Raw genomic sequence first — 21,780 nt, 5'->3', positions numbered from 1 at the left:
TATTATTTTAACATTACATAAATAAAATGACAAATTATTCTGCGATAAACTATATTAATTTTTTGTTACAAGGATATTAGTGGGGAGTAGGGAGGTTTTAAAAACAGAATACAAGAATAACCCCATGTTTGGTAACGGGCGGATATGGAATCCGCCCTACAAGAACTATAATTCTAAGTTTGAGTGTCTATAATTAGGGATACCTTCAAAGTCCGATTCCTCCATTCTCTGTGAGCCGTGAACCAAAAATCATCCCGCCGGCTGTTGTACCATAGATACTTCAATAGATTTCTTTTGCTCCAATTCCTTGGACATGTTATTAATGCAGTCTACAACCGGCTCAAAATTTTCAAAGAAAATAACGATTAAATCTCCGGGGCGGGCATCCAGCATGGCTTTATTCAGTGCTTCCACCTCATTATAGATAATATCTACGTTTTCTTTTGGTATTCCGCCTTGTAAAACCGATTGATACAATAGGTCGGCGGCTTCACCTTTCTTCCTTCCCCTTAAGTCACCATCCTCCTTTATATAGATCTGATTAAAACTTTTTCCACATAACTGCCCTACCATGCCGATATGCTTGTCCAGTCTGTCCCCCGGCATGCCTACAACGCCGACTACTCTTTCTGCACCCAGCCGCTTTGCCGATTCTATTACTGCTTTATATCCGGCGATATTATGCCCGTAGTCCACTAATACTTTAAAATAGTCCAACTCAAATAAATTGAATCTTCCCGGGTTTACATTCAGGTCGGAACTGAAAGACTTTAACCCCGGCACCATTACTTCTATGGGTATATTCAGCCCCCAGGCTGCACTCACGGCTGCGAGGCTGTTTTCTATATTGCATTCTACCTTTCCTTGATAGGTAGCCGGAATGTCCTTTACATTGATGACGGGCATCATGTGGTTCCCTTGCGCGATTATAATCATATTATCTTTAAGAAACACTGCTCTGCCATTTTGCTTGATATGCTTAATCAAAACAGGATTATCATGGGTTTTTGAGAAATAGATAATCCGGCTCTTTACCCTAGGAATCACTTCCAATACCATCGCGTCATCAGCATTGAGCACAGCATATCCGTCTTTTTTGATGGCTTCCACCACCAATGACTTTGCAAACGCTAACTCTTCAAGGGTATCTATGCTGTCCACACCCAAATGATCCTCAGTGATATTTGTAATAATCCCTACATCGGCCTGATCATATCCTAAACCTCTTTTGACAATTCCACCCCTGGCCGTTTCCAGCACAGCCGCTTCAACCTGTTTATCGCCAAGCACCATACGTGCACTGGCCGGGCCGGTATTATCTCCTTTTAAAATACACTTGTCATTGATATAAATACCGCTGGTAGTCGTCATGCCCACCGTTAACCCCTGGGTTTTTAGAATGTGTGAAATCATTCTGGTAGTGGTCGTTTTTCCGTTGGTTCCTGTAACTGAAACCAAAGGAATAGTATAGGGTACATCTTTTGGGAACAGCATATCTATGATATCTTTTCCTACATTTCTAGGCTTTCCTGCACTTGGATAGACATGCATGCGTATCCCCGGCGCCGCGTTTACTTCAATAACCGCTCCGCCGTTTTTATATAAAGGTACCGAGATATCCGGTGTAATCATATCAATGCCTGCTACATCCAATCCGATCACCTGCGCTGCTTTCATAGCCATTTGTGCATTATACGGATGGATATCATCAGTCCTGTCTGCAGCTGTTCCTCCGGTACTCAGATTACCGTTTTCTCTTAACCATACCGTTTGTCCCTGACGTGGAACAGACTCTTCAGTAAATCCCTGCTTATTTAACACTTGTTTTGTAATGCCATCTATTTTCAGTTTTGTTAAGGGTCTCTCATGGCTTTCGCCTCTCAATGGATTGAGATTTTCTTCATCGATCAGCTGTACAACCGTGCTGACCCCATCTCCTGTCACGCAAGCCGCACACCGTTCGGATACTGCGCTTACTTTATCGCCTACTACCAGTACCCGATAGTCTTTTCCTCTTACAAATCGCTCTACCATCACCGCAGTGCTAAAGGCACATGCATTTTGAAATGCTTGCCTTACTTGTTCCTCAGTAGTAAGATTAAGTGCTACACCCTTCCCTTGGTTCCCGTCATAGGGTTTAACCGCTACAGGATATCCCAGTTCTTGAGCCAGCGAAACTGCAGCGTCATCCGTATAAGCAATCTCACCTTTAGGAACAAAAATATCATAATCCTGTAAAATTTTCTTGGTCAGCAGCTTATTACTTGCGATATCTACAGCAATACAACCGGCTGAATCAGTAATAGTAGACTGTATTCTGCGTTGATATTTTCCATAGCCTAGTTGTACAAGGCTTTCGTTACCCAGTCTTGTAACCGGTATACCTCTCTTTACAGCTTCATCTACTATAGTCTTGGTACTTGGTCCTAACTCATATTCCATGGATACTTTAATCATATTCTTTATTTCATTTTCAACATCCAATGCTTGACCTTGAATGAGTGCATTTACTATCTTCACTGCGATTCTTGCTGCTTCTAATGCACATTTTTCATTTTTAAATTCATAGATAATATTATATAAATATGGACTTTTCCATGTTCTTGTTTTTCCATATCTGCTATCATATCCTGCTATGGTCTGAAGTTCCAGAATAATATGTTCGGTTACATGGGCTAAATACGTCCCTTCTCTCAAACGTTCTAAAAACCCGCCCTCATAACCCAACGAGCAGCAATGCTTTGAAATCCCCGGTAAAAACAAGACAAGTCTATCATTAAAATCCTCAATATCAACTGTAGGAATATCATACTGCTGTTCTAAATCTACCAACAACTTTACTACAGGCCTGTGACAATATATGTTTCTACCTCGCAGACACTGTATGTCAACGATTTGCATGTAAAAAAATCCTCCCTTATATATATTTTGAGGTTGTAAAATTCATTATTTCCGATCACATTGACTAACAATGCGATTTTTCATATCAAATTCATATCCCTGCGGAATAACATGCAAGGTTACATTGGAAAGTGCCAATAGTTCATCCGGATTTGCTTCCGAAACATTGGTACTTTTTATAGTTCTTCCATCCACTATAGTTACTGCATTACTTCCAATCACTTCAAAATAATCCTCTGGAAACACCCTGATGGCTGTATCCTCATCTATTCCGATTCCCAGCATATACGGATTTTGTGCAATGCCGCATAACAAGCGGCCAATCCGTCCCCTCTGGTCAAAGTGCTGATCTATAATCGCTTCTTCCAATAGCCCCAACCCCGGAGCCATCTTAAGTGTACATTTTCTTGCAGCCTCATTATCCATCCCTTCTACAATCATGGTACTGCTCATGACCGAAGCCCCGGCACTTGTACCCACAATAAGCACACCTCGCTGATATGCATCATGTAATGCCTGATTCACAAGCGAACCTCCTAGAATACTACTGATTCTCAACTGGTCCCCACCGGTAAAAAAAATGGCAGTTGCATGATTGATGACTTGTACATTATTTAATTGGTTTGCGTCTTCTCTGGAATTTATATTTAATACCGTAATATCTTTTACACCAAGCATTGCAAATACTTCCCTATACTGCTGACCTACTTCCTGCGGAAGCTGGGTAGCAGTGGTAAGCACTACCAAATTCGCCTTTTCTCCTCCTGCGATTTCTGCTACTTTTTTTAAAATCGTACATTTATTTTTTTTATCTTCTGCGCCTCCTATGATAATAAGATTACCCCGCACTTTATCTCCCATATATTACTCCTTGTTAGCAAAACTGAAATTCTCATTCTATCAAACGATAACCGGATTTTTCATATAGGTATTTTTTCCATTGAGATATACATTATTCAATATCTTATAGCTCAAGATAAAAAATTAACAACTTATACATCTCGGAATACCTAACTGTCAATAAATTATTGTCATTACTCCCAAAAAGGTTTTAAAAAATGCCATTATGAGGGCATTAATAATCATTCCTGAAAGTGCTAACACAACACTAAGAATAATAACCAATGTTCCTTTTGAGCCTTTTCTGTTTGCAACGACACCCATGATTACCCCAAGTATTCCAAAAACGATGGGCTGGAAAATTAGGGATAGCGCTGCAAATACATATCCTAAAATGATATATGTCCTTCCTCCATTGTGTTCTATGCGGTCAAAGTTTTGGTCATTGTCTATACGCTCCACAAAACTTCACCTCAAATATTGGGTAGTAGCCAATCACTAAGCCGCGTACATACCTCAAAACAGATTAAAACAAAAACACTCATAAATATTATGAGTGTTTTTGTTTTAATTATTCTATATTTTATTTTTTTATACATTATTATATTTGAAGGTACATAATTACTCAAAAAGCGCTTAATTGGTCAAAAATCAGACAAGGGCGGGGCCCAGGGCCGCAGTTCGGCCAAAAACCAGGCCTGACAGCAGACCAGTCCCCCAGTCTGATTTCCTCTTTGATCAAACGGCAACATGCCGGCAGGGAGTGCATTGTGTGAAGTTTTTATTTTCTCCTCACTCCCCACTCCCCACTATATCGTGTATTTTCTTAATTCGACTTTGAAATCTTGTGTTAACTGGTCTAACTGTTGGATGTACGCCATCAGGTCTTTGATCTTTTCGGAGTATTCGGTAACGGTTGCGCTCATTTCTTGAGATGATGCGGAATTTTCTTCTGCTATGGCCGCTAAAGAATTAATGCTTTCAAATACATTAGTAATCTGGTTGGTTTCTGATGATAATTCTTCTACTAATCTTGCGATTTGCTGTGCCACATGGGTTACACGCTCTGTTGAAGACATATTTTCCTCGGCAACCTGTACCAATGTTCGATTACTATCTTCCAACTGCTCAAACTGGCTGTTGATTTCATCCACAACCTCATCGATTTCTCCGGTAAATTTAAGTAAGTTGTCATTAATAATTTTCACCGCATCTTTCGAATTTTCAGCCAGCTTACGGATCTCTTCCGCAACAACGGCAAAGCCTCGCCCCATTTCTCCTGCCCGCGCAGCTTCAATTGCCGCATTTAACGCAAGAAGATTGGTTTGCTCCGCAATAGAAGCAACAGTGGTCACGATAGTCATAATCTCTTTTGCCTTTTGCGATAGTTCTTCGGCCCGCTGGTTGACCTTAAAGAAATTATCCTTCACACCTACAATCATTCCGGTAACTCTTTCAATATCCGCATGGGATTTTGTAATGGTCTCTATCGACTTTTCAAGCTGCTCCTTTTCATGGATCTCACTCTTTGCGATATTATTAAGACTGCCTACATTACCATTTAATTGATATACGGATTTTTCGGTTTCTTCCGCTTGATGTACCGCACCATACGCTACTTCTTGCACTGCAGCGGAAATACTGTCGGACAAGTCCTTCATTTTAGTTGCTATTTCACCGAAATCCTGAGTAAAGCGGTGCATATCATCGGTACCGCCTTTTAAAAACAAGAAGTCCTTACGCACATTCTCCTTAAGGGTATTAAATTGCGCCGCAAAACCTTCCATCTCATCGCCGGTACGAATATCCGACATATTTGAAAAATCAAGCCGGCCAAGCCTGTCCAATTCCTCTTTAAAATCCTTCATGGGCCGGAGGCTTGTGATGGATATTATTAGCGTTGCCGCAAATACTATACCTGTATAGATCAGTCCATTCAACAGATTATTTGTTACGTTGGGCAGAATATAAGCCAGTGCAAATATGACGGAAGTATAAACGGAGATCTTCAGCGGGATGCTCTTAATAAAACCTAAAGATAGGATTTTATTGACCTTATGGTTTTTAACTACACTATCCTGCTTTTCGAATTTCACCCTCATATTCATAAAGCTCTCACCTTCAGGTGTTTTTCCACGCTCCAGCTCGTTCCATTCGAGCTTTTCCTTAAATAATTCTGCGCTTCCCTCCAAGAGACCGATACAATAATCAAAAAGTCCTCTTCTGGATACATACTTTAATTCAATCTCTGTGGGAGAAAGTTCCTTAACCAACAGCCGCGGAGGCTTCAACCCGGGAATTTTTTTTGTAAGCTGTGCATGCACATCGTCCATTAAAGTAATAAATCCTTTAAGGCTCTTTCTCTCAAAGTAGGATGGGAACCATTTTTTGAAAGAAGCTATATTATGCCGCCCCAGCTCTCTAAGTATGATGGATATATCTTTTCCGGTATTTTTAGAAATTTCTTCAAAAAACCGGGTGACTTCTTGATCCTGTATATCTTCCAATGGGGTAATAACCCTGTCAACCTGCCAGCCTATACTTTCCATAGCCTTGTTTGTTTTTTCTTCACCATAAATATTTCTAAATGTTTTAATCCACAATGATACAACGGTGCCCTTCATACATTAACCCCCTATCATATGTTGAGAACAATGAAATGCAAAAATCAATGTGCAAAAATCGACTAATTTCGATAGTATTATTCTATCATTGTTTGCTATAATTTTCTATATGTTTTTTACCGGATCCTATAGGAGGATGTGAAAAAGTGCTTAATTGGTCGGAAATCTGACACGGGGACAGGGCCGCAGTCCGGCCAAAAACCAGGCCTGACTGCAGACCAGTCCCCATGTCCGATTTCCTCTATGTAGGAGGATTTGAAAAAATCTAATTTAGCACATAGAAGGAGTGAAGCATGGGGACGGAGCTACTGCTGCACCTGGTTTTGGTGAAGCTGAAGCTCCGTCCCCATGCTTTGCGACTGACCGATGAAGCACTTTATCAGCATTCCCGGACCGTTCTCTACATACATGCGTTGCTCTATGTCTTAGAAATATTTGTTTTTTGGTGCTTACTCCATCAGAGCTTTTGCGAAAGCAACACCATAATCATATATCTTTTTCAATTCTTCTTGCGAAGGAACAAAGTTTGCTTTCTGGCCTTCCCCAAAAAGATTAAGCTTTAGACTCTTTACTCTTTCTTCCATCATTTTTATGGATTCGCCGCTCCAGCCATAAGAACCGAACACACCGCACAGCTTTCCTTTGTTTCTAATGGCTTCCACTACGGATAATACATCCCATATAGGTTTGACAGCATCTCTATTGATGGTAGGCGATCCAAACAGCAGCGCATCTGCCTTATCCATTTTTTCTCTTATTTCCATCAAGTCACTATATATGATATTAATCATCTCTACTTCAAAGTTTCCCGTATCCTTAATAGCCTTCTCCAATTCTTCCGCCATTCTGCGGGTGCATCCGTAAGCAGAAACATAGGTAATCAATATTTTCTTGGCATCATTCTTCTCAAAGATATCGCTGCTCCACTCCCGATAGAGCTTCATAGCATTTTCTATACTTTCTAATAGGATGGGTCCATGGCTCGGGCATACTACATCTACCTTTATATCTTGGATCTTGTCCAACCCTTTGATCACGTACTCTTTAAAAGGACCAAAGATTACATCATAATAATATTTAAATGCGTCTTCAAAATTTTTACGATAGATAATCTTATTGTCAAACATTCTAGGCTCACAGTAATGGCATCCTAAAAAGTCACACGGGAAAAGCGTACTGTCTTCTTCCACATAAGTAAACATTGAATCGGGCCAATGCAGGAAAGGAGCGATCATAAACTTTAGGGTCTTGCCTCCAAGGTCGATCACATCTCCATCTTTGACGATTTGCTGATCAAATTCATGGTTTACGATAGCTTTAATATATTTATTCCCTGCCATCGACGTGATTACTTTGATCTTTGGATTTTCCCTCAATAGATACTTCAGCGCACCCGAATGGTCCGGCTCAGTATGGTTTAATATGATGTAATCGATCTCAGCGATATCTATAACACTTCTGATATTATCCAGGTACTCATCAAAAAACGTTGTATGTACCGTCTCAATGAGTGCTGTTTTCTCCCCTTTTACCAGATAAGCATTGTATGATGTTCCATATTCTGTTTTCATTATAATGTCAAATATTCTAAGGTTGGGATTTTGCACACCGACCGAATATATACCCTCTTTTATCTTTATAGCAGACATCTGTGTACCTCCTGTTATTAGTGAATAATTAATAATGAATAGTATATAGTGGAAGGGGAGTGAGGTGTACATGGGCCAAACCCCATTGTTTACTCCCCACTCCCCACTATTTGTCAGATCTTTTCAAATGCGTCTTTGCCAAGACCGCACATCGGGCATACCCATTCATCCGGGATATCTTCAAAAGCTGTTCCTGGTGCGATACCTCCATCAGGATCTCCTACTTCCGGGTCATAAACATAACCGCATGCTGTGCATTCATATTTGTCCATATGTATTCTCCTTTCATTTTAATTCATCGTTTTACCATTCAAAGCGTTTTAAAAAATATAAACTTTAAACGACAATGAATATATGTTTGATTATAAATAATATTCCCTTTCCCGGGAAATATAACCTACGTTATTTGCTTGCTTCCTCCAGCAGCTGTTTGAAATATTTAACATGTGCCTTTTCCTCTTCGATAAGTACCGACAATATCTTTTTTATCTCATCATATTTTGCGCCGTTATACATCTTTGTGTACAATTCAACAGTGGTTTCTTCTGCCTTCACTGCATGAGCTGCGGCAACTTTTAAGTCTTTGAAGGCATCTTCAGGTTTCGGAGACTTACGGAACACCTGATTTTCTACCAGTGATTTCAGATATGCCACTACATCAGGCTCGAATAAGTAATCATCCTCTATACTTTTTCTGTCTTTAATCAAATCGTTATACAGCTTGGAAAACTGCTCTTTGTGTGCCCTTTCCTGCCCCGCCGCATGCAATAAAAAATCTTTTAGCTTGCCGGTGGTATGCTTGGCACCGTTACTGTAAAATTCTATGCCTTCCTCTTCCATTGATATTGCTATCTTTAGTATCTCTAGATTACTGAAATTACCTTGTACTATCATCGTAATGCCTCCATTCCTTATGTACTTGGAGTCCGAAGCTCAAAGCTTGTATTGTAATCTGACGGATATGCTAAGCTATCGAACTTAACTATAATTAATATACCACATTTTATTGATTCAAAACAAACTTTTAATGAAAAAAAAGCTAAGCTTATGATTATTGGATATGCTTAGTCATAAACTTAACTTTATGATCCTGTTTCAATTTGTTTTTGTATATGTTACATATTTACTTCTCTGGTTTTTCTTGTGAGACAAGCTCCGTATTTGGTTTAAACGGCTTACTGAAATCCAAATGTCCTTTAAATTCCGGTACTGTCTTTCCTTCTACGGTAAATTGGACCATATTGATGCCTTGAATACCTGTAAGTGTATTTACTATAGCATACACTGTCATGGTCTCACCTGTCGAACCGCCCGGATGTTTTTCAACAAATTCTTTTGACAGGTCAACAACTGCTATGTCTTTTTCAATCTTTACCGTTGGCACTTTTACACCTTTGGGAAACGGACTGGTAAGGTTCCCGCTGATAGGACCTTGAAATAATTCCTTCATGGCTGCTTTTGCCATGTCATTCATGTCTTTTACAGTACTTTTTACTATAAACCTTTTTTCTACCACAAGCTTTGTAGCGTTATCGTTTGCAAAATACAATGTAAGTACAACTTTATCCCCTTCTTTTTTTAACTGGTCTTCTGTCATCATAACACTGCTGGTTGGTTGAACCTCTTCTTTTATCTGTGCGTTTGAAGTCTCTTTTGAATCTTTCTTAAAAGGTTTGAAGGAACATGAAGATAATACTGCTGTCATTAGCAGTAGCGCAAGGAATATGCACATGAATTTTTTCATAAACGGATGCCCACCTTTCAAATTTGTTCCTAGCTTATTTTATGCGTGTTGAAAAAAAGATATGACTAGTTTGTTAGTGGGCAGAGGACTACGAACTCGCCTAAAATGGGTATTTAGTAACGAAATAAAAAAATACACATATACTATATAAATATAGCATACAATATTTAATGTTTTCTTAACATTTATTTGCTGTTATGTTTACTCAATGACATGTAAAATATATGTAGATGTTCAGTAAATAACAACAAAATGGTATAGAATGTTAAAGTTTTAGGTTATAGCAATAAACTATGTTCATGTGTACTTTGAAAATTTAAAGAATGGATGATAGGAATAATTTGGTATCTAAAAATGGTCGGAGATTCCCTATGCAAGAGAATAGTAAGAATATTTTTCCTGTAGTTTATGCAGCAGTCTTATGGTATTCTTTATTCTCAAGGGTTATGGCTATGGCTTTTGCATGTTGGAGCATGCAAACTAAGGCAGTTCTCACGAAGAAGTTCTTGGTACCCCTAAATAATGGAGATTTAAGACCGTTGTTGAGTACAATATCTCCAATAACGGATTCTATACGTGCTCTTCTTGAATAGATGTCTTTCCAGAGTTGTGAGCCTCTGGGAACTTGGGTAAACCAACGAATATCATCTTCAATGTGAGTATAGACTGTCTTGCCATAGCCAGAATCACAACATGGATGATCACACTTTAGTTTTTCAGCCAATTTTTTAGAAGCTTTTCTTGGACACCGCCATTTTAGTCGTCTTTTTTTCTTATCAATACCCCAATAGTAAAATGTATGACCAGCAGCACAAACAGGCAAACCAAACTCATTAGTAGGTGTTGGAGTTTGAGAATTTCTTGGATTAATTGCAATAATAGGCTTACCGCCTAGTAAACTAATCCACCAGTAAACATAATAAGCGTCGTATCCCGAATCAGCAATGACATAATGAAAGTCAACTTTCAAGTTGTGATAAAGATGCATTATTAGATGTGGTGTCATTCTAACATCGTGGACATCAGCACCTTCGACGAAGAATGTTAGTGGTAGGCATTTAGATGGATTATCTATCATAGGAGTTGTTGCAAAATGCAGACCGTATCCCATTAGATATTCATCAAGATTATGATCATAACCTTTTGTGGCTTCGGAGTCAGTACACATAGAGCATTTAAAGGGTTTTATATTACTGGCATAGCATCTACAATATTTTTCAGGAACATACTTTTGTTTGCAAAAAGATTTTACCTTGCAGCCGTCAAAGATTACTTTATCATGGGGATCAATGATTCCTAATTCGATAGATTCTTTGACAAATAACAATTCAAATATTTTACGGATTAGAGAACCTTGAAGCATGACATCTTCAACGTTTTCATCGCCGAAAAGATTAGAGATAAACCAAGAGAAATAAGCCTTAGAGGGCGTCTTGTCAGGAGAGAAACCTGATAGATAAGCATATCTTGGTGTATCCCTAAGTTCTTTGACCCATTTATTAATGGATGTAAAGCCAGCAAGGTACATCACAAGTAAAGACCTTAAAGCATCTTGAGGGCGATAAAGTGCAATACGTCCTGCAGGATTTTGTGAATAAAAATGTAAACAGAAGTCATAAACACGAGATAGATCAATCTTTGATATTATCTTAGCAATGCTGTCAGTCTCACTGACAGATAGAAATAAATTAAGTTTATAAGCCAGGTGACTCTGGTTTGGTGGAAGCAATGACATCAGCCCCTTTCTAAAATATTCTCTATTTTAGCAGGTTTGAGGGCTGTGAGGTGAAGAAAATTGTTTCCAGTTGATAAAATCAAGTTGAATCAAGGGGTTCAGCTTTGCTGAACACCAACAAAATATATTTTTAGGGGGTGAAACTATGGAAGATAAAAATAAGAAAAATATGAATAGTGCAGAAAAAACTTCTGAAAATGAAAAGGGCGATCTTGATGATTTTATTTTTTCCATGCAAGACAATAAAAAATGTTCCGAAAGATAAACAAAAAATTGCGGTTCATCAGACTAATATAAATATGTACGTCTGTGAACCGTCAAATGTTCATGACACAATTGGATATTTATGTTAAACCGGACTACATTCAATAAACCGGTCATCTCTAAACTTTTCTCAATAAAATATCAGTTAAAATAAATGATATTTTCTCTGTAATCTGTTTGAAGGTCTCCTTCCAGGAACTCTAGAAAGCGAACAAGCATCGCTGAAGCTTCCGCTCGTGTCATTACTTTGTTAGGATTTATGTTGTTATATTCATCACCGGTTACAAGGCCAAACTCTGAGGCAACATATATGCAATCTTTTGCCCATTCAGGTATTTTGCGGTCATCACTAAACGAAGTATAATACCCGGGAGTCGGAGCTTTATTTTCAAATCCCAATGCCCTAATCAAGATTGTAATGGCTTGGGCTCTTGTCAACGGGTCTCCGGGACTGAAGAACCCATTCGATGTACCGGTAATGATTCCTTTTTCAACAGCTTGCTTAATATATTCATAATCCGAATCCTCTACATCTACATCATTGAACAATGATTCTTCAGGAGGCTGATTACGCCGTCTGCTTGAAGTCTTCTTTTCTACTAATGTAGGCCGGATATCGCACGCTTTAATAACACCCTTTGTGAATTCTTGTCTTGTCATGGCAACTTCCGGCGTGAAGAACTGTGAGCTCCCGTCAAATACATCCAATGAATACAATCTTTCGATATATCCCTGCGCCCAATGCCCGCCGGTATCCCTAAACTTGGGTACAACAAGCCTTTCGACTTTGGGCACCATTGTCTTTGATAATTGTATATCATCCTTTAGCCTTCTTGTTGCGTGAGGCAATGCGGTTTTAGCACTGGTAACAGCATATCCTGTTTCGGAGGTATCCATTCTGGGAAGGTCGTAATCATACTTGGAGACCATTTCTCCTTTTGTTACTCTCATATATCCTCCGTTAAAACTTGAGAAATTCGCCTCATTTTCAGCATAGGATAATACTTTTGTAGTACTATCGGAGTTCTGAACCTTCACGGCACCTTGCCATGATATACTCTGCGTACTGTCTCCCTCTCCATCTTCACCTTCTACTTCCATCTGCCTGTCATAAATGATATTGTAATCCAATACTTGCGTCTCAGTGTTTCCCCAGAAGTTCTGATATCCAACGTCACCACCGGAAATGTCGACAATGACACTTCCTTCATCACGATTAATCGTATAATATTTTCTGGCTTTTATAGTTCCTGAATAAAAATCCGCAGCCGGTCTATTGTCTATTACATCAGACTTCGAAAACTGCATATCCGACAATACATATCTATCATTGCCGATCTGGATGGTCTCAGTATATCTGGTTATACTGGTATCTGCTATTGTCTGGCCCTTATCGGTCCGTTCTGCATATTCCGTAACAACAGTCAGTGTTCTGTCTAGATCTCCGGAAATGCTCGTATCCTCCGGCTTTAAATTGCTGATTTTATATGTTATGGTCTTTGTATCCTTTCTTTCGCTTTCGCGTATATCGATTTCCCCTACAAATTTAATCGGTTCTCCTGAAATAAATACAATTTCCTCATACTGATATTCGTTGTTTACTCCACCCGAGAACCCGGTTGGGGTTGCCCATACTGTTGCTGTACTCATGATGCAGCTCAAGATGACGATAAACGCTGTGACTTTTTTCAAAATAATCCCATCCCCTTTAAACACTTATTTTACAATAACTACTTTAGCTTCGGTATCATCCCTCACCATGTATAATCTGTCACCGACCTTCATCTCTTCGGGTGTAATCATCTTTCCACTCTTTACAATCATTGCTTTCGATAACAGTATGCTTAATGATACATCCTTTGCCATCCATTGCTCTTTTCTCGTACTCCAGTCTTTTGCATTTCTTACTCCTAGTTTCCAACCCACAAGCGAATGTTCTTCAATGGATTCTATCGTCCCGTTAGTAACTCTTTGCTGTAGTAATGAATTTCTGTTTTTCTGGAGCATAATACTGGAGATTCTATCCCCGTCTGTATATACATAAGCATACCAATCTTTTAAGTCATAGTCATCCGCATAGCTGCTGTCTTCATCCACTGCATAGTCTCCGGAATAGAATTCTTTAGGAGTAATTTGTTTTCCTGCTTCTAAATCATATATAGTTACATCGTTATCGTAATATAGTTCTTTATCTTCATCAAAAGATTCCCATTCATTCTTATCCAGCACAGCAAAATCTTTTAAAACAACTCTATCCGAAACAATTTCATCCAATCTTCCTTCATATATATAGTCCTGTCCGATATTGGAGTTATTGATGTCTTCATTATGTACATAAATGACATCCGCCATCATGTCACTTCCACGACCGTCTCCAATAAAAAATGCGTCGGAACCGGAGTAAATGGAGTACTTATCTACCAAACGTCCGCTTTTAATGATAATAGTGCCATCATTAAATGTGATGTTTTTATGATTTCCTAATTCAAAAACTTCACTATACCAGTTAATATCTTCAATCTGGTCGGAATACACCGTTTCATATTGGCTTTTTATAACCATTTTTTCTATCTGATCTCTTCCAAAGAAATCCATTACTGCAATATAAGCCTTTTTGCCTTTATAATGCTTTAATTTATCGGTGGATAATTTATACCCACCCATATATGCAGGGGTTTGCGATGAATACTTAAAGGTTTTTGCACTGCTTAGCGATTCCCATTCCCCATTTTTGAAAACTTCAATCCCGGTAAATGTAATCGCATTTCCTATCGTATCACTTGATACCAACTCCCCCCGGTATATATCTTTAATTTTGATGCTATCCCCTTCAATTTCCATACGGCTAATGGTATTTGAATTGATTTCATCAAAAAATAGTTTTACACGGTCTCCTTCATATAACACATTCAATGGCACGGTACTTCCGTTTTTCAAAGCAATTGTTGCCGGAGATGTAAAGTACGTTTCATCCTTCCCTATAGACAAACGTAAAACAATCTGATCCCGATCTATTTTTTTAATAATCCCTATCCGTATTTTCCCACCTTCCGGAATATAACCCGTCACTTCGGTGGAATAACTCTCCATATAAGATATACTTCTCCCTTTTAAGCTTGCATATATCTCCATCCCGATCTTAAAATCCGTAAATACGGCAGATCGCCTGTCAATGGAAAAAGTAGCGCCATTGTCCAACGATAATGCATGAACCGTACCATCATATTCCTCAATTTCTACCCTGCCTTCACCGATATTGGTTATAAATCCTTCTATGCTGCCTGTCCTATAGGGTGCTAGCTGGTCGGCATATGCGAAAGTGGTAACTAAGCTGTATATGACAAACAATACTGTTATCGTTAAACACGTGATTTTTATCAATGATCTTTTCATACAAACACCTCTTTATTCGTCCTCAAGTATATCCGTTTAATTTTTGCTTCCAATCACCGCATATCTGCCAACTTTGTCCACATATCCTCTTATTGACACATTGTACGCATCTTCCTTATATCCAACCGGAGTCCAACTCTGCTGAGATGAGTCATAGCGGTTTAATGTAACATTGTTAAGTCTTCTCATGTCCGCTTTGGTGGAATCAAAATCAAGGTTGATCGCTATTTGCGACGCCAGCTTCTCTAACGATGTGCGATCGGTGCCGACATATACCTCCGCTTCTATCATATACTGAGAGGACAGCAGCGTCTGTCCGCCTTTTGTATTAGGACTGTCACTAAAACGCGCTATTTTAAATCTAACACCGGCATCGTCTTTGTTTCTGTTTTGTTGTATTTTTGAAACATTAAAAACGTTAGGGTTAAATAAAATACTGAAGTCACTGCCTAATATTTGAATGTTTCCGGCCCTATAATCCGATATAACTCCTGCCGGTATGCTTACCACCACTTCTTTACTTCCCGCAAGGGTTCCCCGGGTTAAATCGATCACTGATTCAGCAGCAAAATTATTCTCTCCAATACTCACGTGCGCAGTATCCCCCATCTTTTCCATGGTGGTCTGTTCATTCAATTCTCCATCATCATCGGGAGGGCCTACTTCTCTTCCTGTTTTAATCTTCTCACTTTCCATAGAAGGTTTGGAAATCGTAAATTCCCCTACCGCTCTTATAATAAACTGATACGTTGTCCTTGGTTCCAAATCCTGATATAGATAACTCGTAAGTTTTGTGGCCCCAATTAATTCCTTGTTGTTTTCATTTCGAACTACATAAATCTCATATTCTCTTGCACCTTCTACTTCCGACCAATTTAATTTTATGTACCGGTCATACACCAGTTCGGCATATACTTTTCCTGTTGGAGCTTCTATTCCCGGCAATGAGTAAGCGACCCCTTCGTATACATCGCTGGCTCCTTTATCAGGGTTTACCACGATAATACCCCTTCCGTCCAATATGCCTTCCGGCGTTGTGACGGTAATGGTCTGTCCTCCATTCTCCACTTTCGGCTCGGTTCCTTCAATACCATCCTGCAGATCATACATCACACCATTAATATAAATCGGTTCCCCTTGTGCAGCTTCTTCCGAGTTGATCTTTTGCAGCGGCTGCTTAGGGTTGAAAAAGACCTTAGCCCCGTCTACAAAACCGGAACCTTTTATATATATTTTCTGTCCTCCCAATACCGAGATGGTTTCTATCGTTGTACCATTACCATCTTCCACAGTTACAATTTTAGGGTTACTGGTATAGATAAATGTTCCTGATGGATCCGATAGAGACAAATCGGGGTTTTCGACTTTTACTTTAACCGTTCCGGGAGCATGTGCCGGTATCTTATTGATTACGATAGTCGTTTCATTGGACTTTTCCCAATCTATATCCTCTTCACTAATCTGGACATCTCCAAAATAAACGGCTAATTTTTTATTGCCGTAGTCTTCCGGCATTGTTTTTCTGAAATCTTTCCCGGTGATGGTTACCGCAATACCGCCTATAGATGAACCATATCCCGGTGTCACCTTTTCAATGGCCGGAAAAGTCTCGCCTTTTACAAATTGTATGTAAATAGGAAGCGGGGATACTGTTGCCGAAGAAACTGCCGCACCATCTTCATTTTGTATGACTACAGCATGATACTTAGGCGTTCCGTCGGCATTTTCAATTGCATTTTCACTTACAGCCGGCATGGTAAATTTAATTTGGGTAGGAAGTATATCTTCTCTGCCTTCTGCATCTCCCTCAATCTTTGCCGTATTGGTACCGATTAAGACTGTCGCATTAGCTCTAAAATCCAGTCCGGTTATTGTGATTCTGCTGCCTCCTTTATAGCTCATTCTAATCACAACCGCATCTTTTCCGTTCACTTGCTGTTGACCTCCTGCAGTACCGGATTTGGTAATATTGGTGATTACCGGATGGCTGGAAGGATTGGTATACTCAAATTGGCCGGTGCCCTGCCCTCCATCAGGATTGATTACGATAACAGGTATCTTGCCAATCGTATAATAATTGGGCGTATTCAGTACAATTTGGTCCCCTTGTGCATTCGCATCAGCAACAGGTGCATACCCTCTTTCAACCACCAGCCTGTTGATTCCGCCGGTAGTATCTACTTGTACCCTAACCAGCTCTTTCTTGGTATACGCTTGCTGGGCCCCTGTGCTTGTATCGGTATAAGCTAGTTCAGTAAGGGGCAGATAAACAGTTTCATCATCATATTCGAAAGCCTGCGCAGTCGTATAGGTTTTTCCCTGTTCTTCCAACGTAAACTTAAGCTTAGATCCCCCCCCGGTAGCATCATAGTCTACCGTTAGATTGCCGGTCTGGACCGTCGTCTTACCGTTAACAATACTTCCGTAATTATTATCTTTAATATCCGTGATCCCACTATTAGATATTTTTCTATCTTTAACGTCACCGAAACGCACCAGCATCAATGAGGTCTCTGCTGAAGGCAAAGTCGTACTGCTGCCATTGTAAATTCTAACCCTACTGTTCTTAAAATCCGCCCCATCGATAAACACCTGTGTCTCACCATACTTTGTACCGGAACTTGGCGCCAGGGAGGTTACGGTAGGCTGTGATGCACCGTAAGTGTACGGAAGTGTATTGGAAACTCCAAAATCATTATTGACTACATATACATTTACCGTTCCCACCTGCCCGATAGGTGCTTTCACGATCAACGTTCCTTCTGAAAAACTGAGCAGCTCGGCTTTATTACTTCCGAAATATACCGTAGGAAGAATTTTTTTATCATCTATCACGCCGTCGTCTCTCAAGTCCTCTACATTTCCACCTGAGCCAAGGCTGGTCCATTCTCCGTCGCCATTCAGCTCGGTATAGGCCTCACCGTTATCTCTCTTTCCATTAACGTTGATAACATCCTCAAAAGGCTCAAAATACCTAAACCCTGAACCAAATATATATACCTTATCTTCTCCTACTACATTTCCTTTGTTTTCTCTCACTTCTACGATATTAGGCTTATTGTTTACCAGTACATAGGTGTAGCCTGTAGCACCTTCAAGGGGAGCGTTCATATTGATATGAAATGTTACACCATTTGGGTTAATTAGAACAATAGGCTCGATAATCTTATCTACGCCTAAAGTTTGAAAGTCCTTATTACATTTTGGAATAACCACTGAAAGCTGTTTTCCGTTGGTAGATATCAAGATATTCTCTTTGGAAATCTCCTGATTTCCTATAATAACCCGTGTCTTGCCGGTACTGTTATCTACAAAACCGGTAGGATCTTTAGGATCAGAAACTTCCGGTGCCGTAAAGGTTATCATATTCCCGCCATCGGCTGAACCCTCTTTAGGATTAAAACTTATTACCTGAGGTCTTATACCCGCCGGAGAAATATAATAGAAACTGTCTTTCTTTTCCGCACTTTTTGCATCGGGATTGATGATTTTTACATCGTAGATCTCTGCTCCGGTTGCTGCGTCATATTTCCCTTGTCCAATTTTTGTTTTTGGCGGCACCGTAAAAATCAATTGGGATGTTGTCATCAAAAATACACGGTTCCCCACTATCCTATCATAATATACCCCTTCGTCTTCTTCCATTCTAGCGGTTGCATAGGGGGTATATGACTGTAACACTACCGTCTCATCGGTACTCTTACTCTGCAATGTGATACTCCCTTTTGTACTTTGCAGTACATTGTAAGTAACATTTCCTTTTTTAGCCTCAATCAATTTCTTATCAGTCAGATAAATATCATACTCTTCATTTCTATCATCAGTAATTGTAAAAGTTCCATCCATATTTTCTTTAATTTTATAAAATCTATTGTTAACAGGATTACTGTCATCTTTCTTAAGCAGTATTATACTCCTGAAATCCTTACCAAGCTGAATCATATCGGTATCTGAGTCTGACGCCGGTACCGAAAAAATATGCTCTTTGAGTGCCAAGGTGCCTCCCTGAGGATTTGCAGCTCCGTCTAAAAACTGAAAAAGAGCAATCTCCCCATCCGTTGACCTATAATAGTCATTGATATCCTCATTATTAATGAACACCCTGGTTCCAATTAAACGATATATCAGCATCTCATCTAGTGAATTATACTGCGAAGCATCCACTGTAGCATCTTTAAGCTTAAAGTTTTGTCCTTGAATAACAATGCTATCATCCTGCGTACCTCTATTGGGACTTATACTGATAAGCTTTGGATCGGTATAAGTTACCGTATAGTAAAGACTTCCTACTGCAAAAGCCTTGGCAGGATTGACTATAATGACCTTTGCCATCCCTTCCCTTCTTGCGGGCGCGTTAAAGGTGATTTTATCTTTATCACCACTGTTATCCACCTTTACACCGGTTACCTTTAATCCATCAATATAAACCTCGAGTCCCGGTTTAAAGTTGGTCCCGGTAATGGTTACCGCATCCCCTCCCTTTGTTGAAACAACAGAAGGTTGTATACTGGATATGCTGGGAAATTCACTTACTGAAATATTTTTAAATTCCACTTTTTCTGCAAAGGGATATGCGTTGAATTCAGAGTCAGAACCTCTCCACGGGTTATGGATTATAATCGGCTGTTTCCCAATGACCTCTATTTTTTCCCTATTCGTTTCATCATTGCTTAACTTCAGTACCATCCTGATATGACTGCCAATTTCTCTGTTCATATCTCCTGTAATGGTGGTGCCTTCATTATCCAATACTTCAAAAGTAACGATTCGATTAGGATTTTCTTTCCCAAAGGTAAATTTATTTAACTTATCGGGGTCCGTATCTAAAGGTTTATTCAGTGTATCATTGGGGTCAACTATGATTTGTCCCAGTTCGATTTTCGGATAGACAATTTGATTATCTTTTTTGGTAACCAAAAATTTATCCCCATAGATATTCACTTCTACTTCATTGTTTTGTCCCACATTCCGTGAGATATGATAGGTTCCGGTCAATCCCGAGTCAACTTCTACCGGAATTACCTCGGGCACTACACTGGATACCTCCGGCTTTTCGGTAGTAGAGACAAACACAAACGGCTCCGTACTATAGACTTCTTTATAGAAAGTAAGTACCGGTATCGCACTTGTTACTACTTCAGGTGTTACCACTGTTCTTATTTTTACGGTGATTAAATTCTCCAATTGTGTTAATGTATATTTTTGTGTTTGCACGCCAATGGTTTCTTGTCCGCTTGCCGGAAAGTTAGCGGATTTGATTACCGTATCACCACCAATAGATACTGTAATATATCTCTTTACAGTGGCACCGCTGTAATCTTTTCCTGCGATTTTTAAACTGCTGAGTTTAGGGTCAGTGGTATAATCCAGCTCTATTTCCGATGTTCCGTCCGGACCGATGGTAGGATTTGCATCGGGATTGATGAGTGTGTTCTCTAAAACCACTCTTCCAATATTAAACCCTTTGACGGTAACCAAAGTAGGAGTCTGCTCCGGAGCCGACTTCGGGTTGAAATCATCAATAACGCTAGGGTTTCCTGCCGTTACATAAGTAAACTTAGCATATTGGGATGGCGTGATCGGATCTTGAAGTACGTATTTTTGAGATATCCCTTGCGCAACAGAATTCTTATTGGTAAATACAATATAATATTCTCCCGATGCGCTCCCAAGATCGGGCACTTTAATAGAATACACATAATTTGATGAAGGATCATTAGGGTCCTCTTTTACCGGATTTCCTACCGGCGTACCAATACGCTCTTTTTTATATTCCTGCTGGTCGGTAACATTCTTGACAAAATAAACATCATACGCTTCTGCAATACTTTTTGATGTAAATGTGATGACGTCATCTTTTTGACCGCTGTTCGGATACATTTCTACACCGCTTAAATTCAGGCTTCCAATGATTCTTACAACATTTTCATAGGTGCTGTTAATGCTTAAAGTATAGTTTGTTTTTGTACCCGTATTGTCAACTCTCCCGGCCAGATCTTCTTTTGTGGTCTTAAATACTATTTTTTGCGATTCTGATCCGGACCCGAAAGGCGTATCATCCTTTGGGATTATTTTTACATCATTATCCGGATCATCAGGGTCACTCTCTATATCCTGCACTTTCCCCTCTACCGTTCCCACAGTGATCGTTTTGCTGGCTCTTGCATTGGTTTCAATGTTTTTTCCCATCAAAGTAATAGGACCGCTAGGTTGAAATTCCGACTCGGCTGCAGATTCGACTTTAACTTCCTGACCGGACGGAACTTCATAAATGACGTAGTTTGCATTTTTATTGTTTTTATCAAAAACAATAATTGATTCAATAGCTGCACCATTCGCAACAGAACCGCTGATTCTCGGACCATAGCGGCTTACTTTTACTTCTTGATTCGTTCCTCCCACATACCATATGGATACCGTATCAATGGTCCATCCATTTAAAATAGGATCATTGTCATTAATGGTAAAAATAGTCTGCTCCGGCTGAGAACCAAATCTATCATACATATAACTAATAGTTACTTCCGGGTCTCCGTCAGCTGCTGTTACAACATTTACAGGCAGCAGTCCAAGCAGCATGGACAATGCTATCAAAAGGCTTATCACTTTACTTTTCATACTTTACCTCCC

At 39.5% G+C, this 21,780-nt stretch carries 12 protein-coding genes; all 12 read right to left on the bottom strand.

Features of this window, described 5'->3' with window-relative positions:
* Window positions 1–249 precede the first annotated feature (249 nt).
* The 12 genes from cphA to QKW49_RS16240 all read right to left on the bottom strand — a co-directional run bounded on the left by cphA (window position 250) and on the right by QKW49_RS16240 (window position 21,768).
* Window positions 250–2,901 (bottom strand): cyanophycin synthetase, encoded by a 2,652-nt coding sequence (gene cphA / locus QKW49_RS16295; protein WP_282863722.1) that lies wholly within the window; start codon window positions 2,899–2,901, stop codon window positions 250–252.
* A gap of 45 nt (window positions 2,902–2,946) precedes the next feature.
* A complete protein-coding gene (locus tag QKW49_RS16290) occupies window positions 2,947–3,762 on the bottom strand; it encodes a cyanophycinase (protein ID WP_282863721.1) in 816 nt (271 codons plus the stop codon).
* A 156-nt stretch (window positions 3,763–3,918) separates the two neighbouring features.
* Window positions 3,919–4,203 carry a hypothetical protein gene (locus QKW49_RS16285; protein ID WP_282863720.1) on the bottom strand — a complete coding sequence of 95 codons (285 nt, stop codon included), beginning with the start codon at window positions 4,201–4,203 and terminating at the stop codon, window positions 3,919–3,921.
* Between the two features lie 347 nt (window positions 4,204–4,550).
* Window positions 4,551–6,365 (bottom strand): heme NO-binding domain-containing protein, encoded by a 1,815-nt coding sequence (locus QKW49_RS16280; protein ID WP_282863719.1) that lies wholly within the window; start codon window positions 6,363–6,365, stop codon window positions 4,551–4,553.
* 449 nt (window positions 6,366–6,814) lie between these two features.
* A complete protein-coding gene (locus QKW49_RS16275; protein WP_282863718.1) occupies window positions 6,815–8,014 on the bottom strand; it encodes an FprA family A-type flavoprotein in 1,200 nt (399 codons plus the stop codon).
* 113 nt (window positions 8,015–8,127) lie between these two features.
* Entirely contained in the window at window positions 8,128–8,286 is a 159-nt protein-coding gene (rd, locus tag QKW49_RS16270; RefSeq protein WP_282863717.1) for a rubredoxin, read from the bottom strand.
* A gap of 130 nt (window positions 8,287–8,416) precedes the next feature.
* The gene (locus QKW49_RS16265) at window positions 8,417–8,908 is read right to left on the bottom strand and encodes a ferritin family protein (protein ID WP_282863716.1); all 492 of its coding nucleotides are present in this window, start codon (window positions 8,906–8,908) and stop codon (window positions 8,417–8,419) included.
* 229 nt (window positions 8,909–9,137) lie between these two features.
* A complete protein-coding gene (locus QKW49_RS16260; RefSeq protein WP_282863715.1) occupies window positions 9,138–9,758 on the bottom strand; it encodes a GerMN domain-containing protein in 621 nt (206 codons plus the stop codon).
* Window positions 9,759–10,164: 406 nt separating this feature from the next.
* Window positions 10,165–11,493: a transposase gene (locus tag QKW49_RS16255; RefSeq protein ID WP_282863714.1), complete on the bottom strand. Its 1,329-nt coding sequence runs from the start codon at window positions 11,491–11,493 to the stop codon at window positions 10,165–10,167.
* Window positions 11,494–11,898: 405 nt separating this feature from the next.
* Window positions 11,899–13,449 (bottom strand): S-layer homology domain-containing protein, encoded by a 1,551-nt coding sequence (locus QKW49_RS16250; RefSeq protein ID WP_282863713.1) that lies wholly within the window; start codon window positions 13,447–13,449, stop codon window positions 11,899–11,901.
* Window positions 13,450–13,473: 24 nt separating this feature from the next.
* Entirely contained in the window at window positions 13,474–15,150 is a 1,677-nt protein-coding gene (locus tag QKW49_RS16245; RefSeq protein WP_282863712.1) for a hypothetical protein, read from the bottom strand.
* 36 nt (window positions 15,151–15,186) lie between these two features.
* Window positions 15,187–21,768 carry an IPT/TIG domain-containing protein gene (locus QKW49_RS16240; protein ID WP_282863711.1) on the bottom strand — a complete coding sequence of 2,194 codons (6,582 nt, stop codon included), beginning with the start codon at window positions 21,766–21,768 and terminating at the stop codon, window positions 15,187–15,189.
* Window positions 21,769–21,780 lie beyond the last annotated feature (12 nt).

This window comes from Petroclostridium sp. X23 (genome assembly GCF_030013905.1).
Lineage (GTDB): Bacteria > Bacillota > Clostridia > SK-Y3 > SK-Y3 > X23.
The sequence above is the reverse complement of the archived record's forward strand: the minus strand, read 5'-3'. Positions and strand labels throughout refer to the sequence as shown.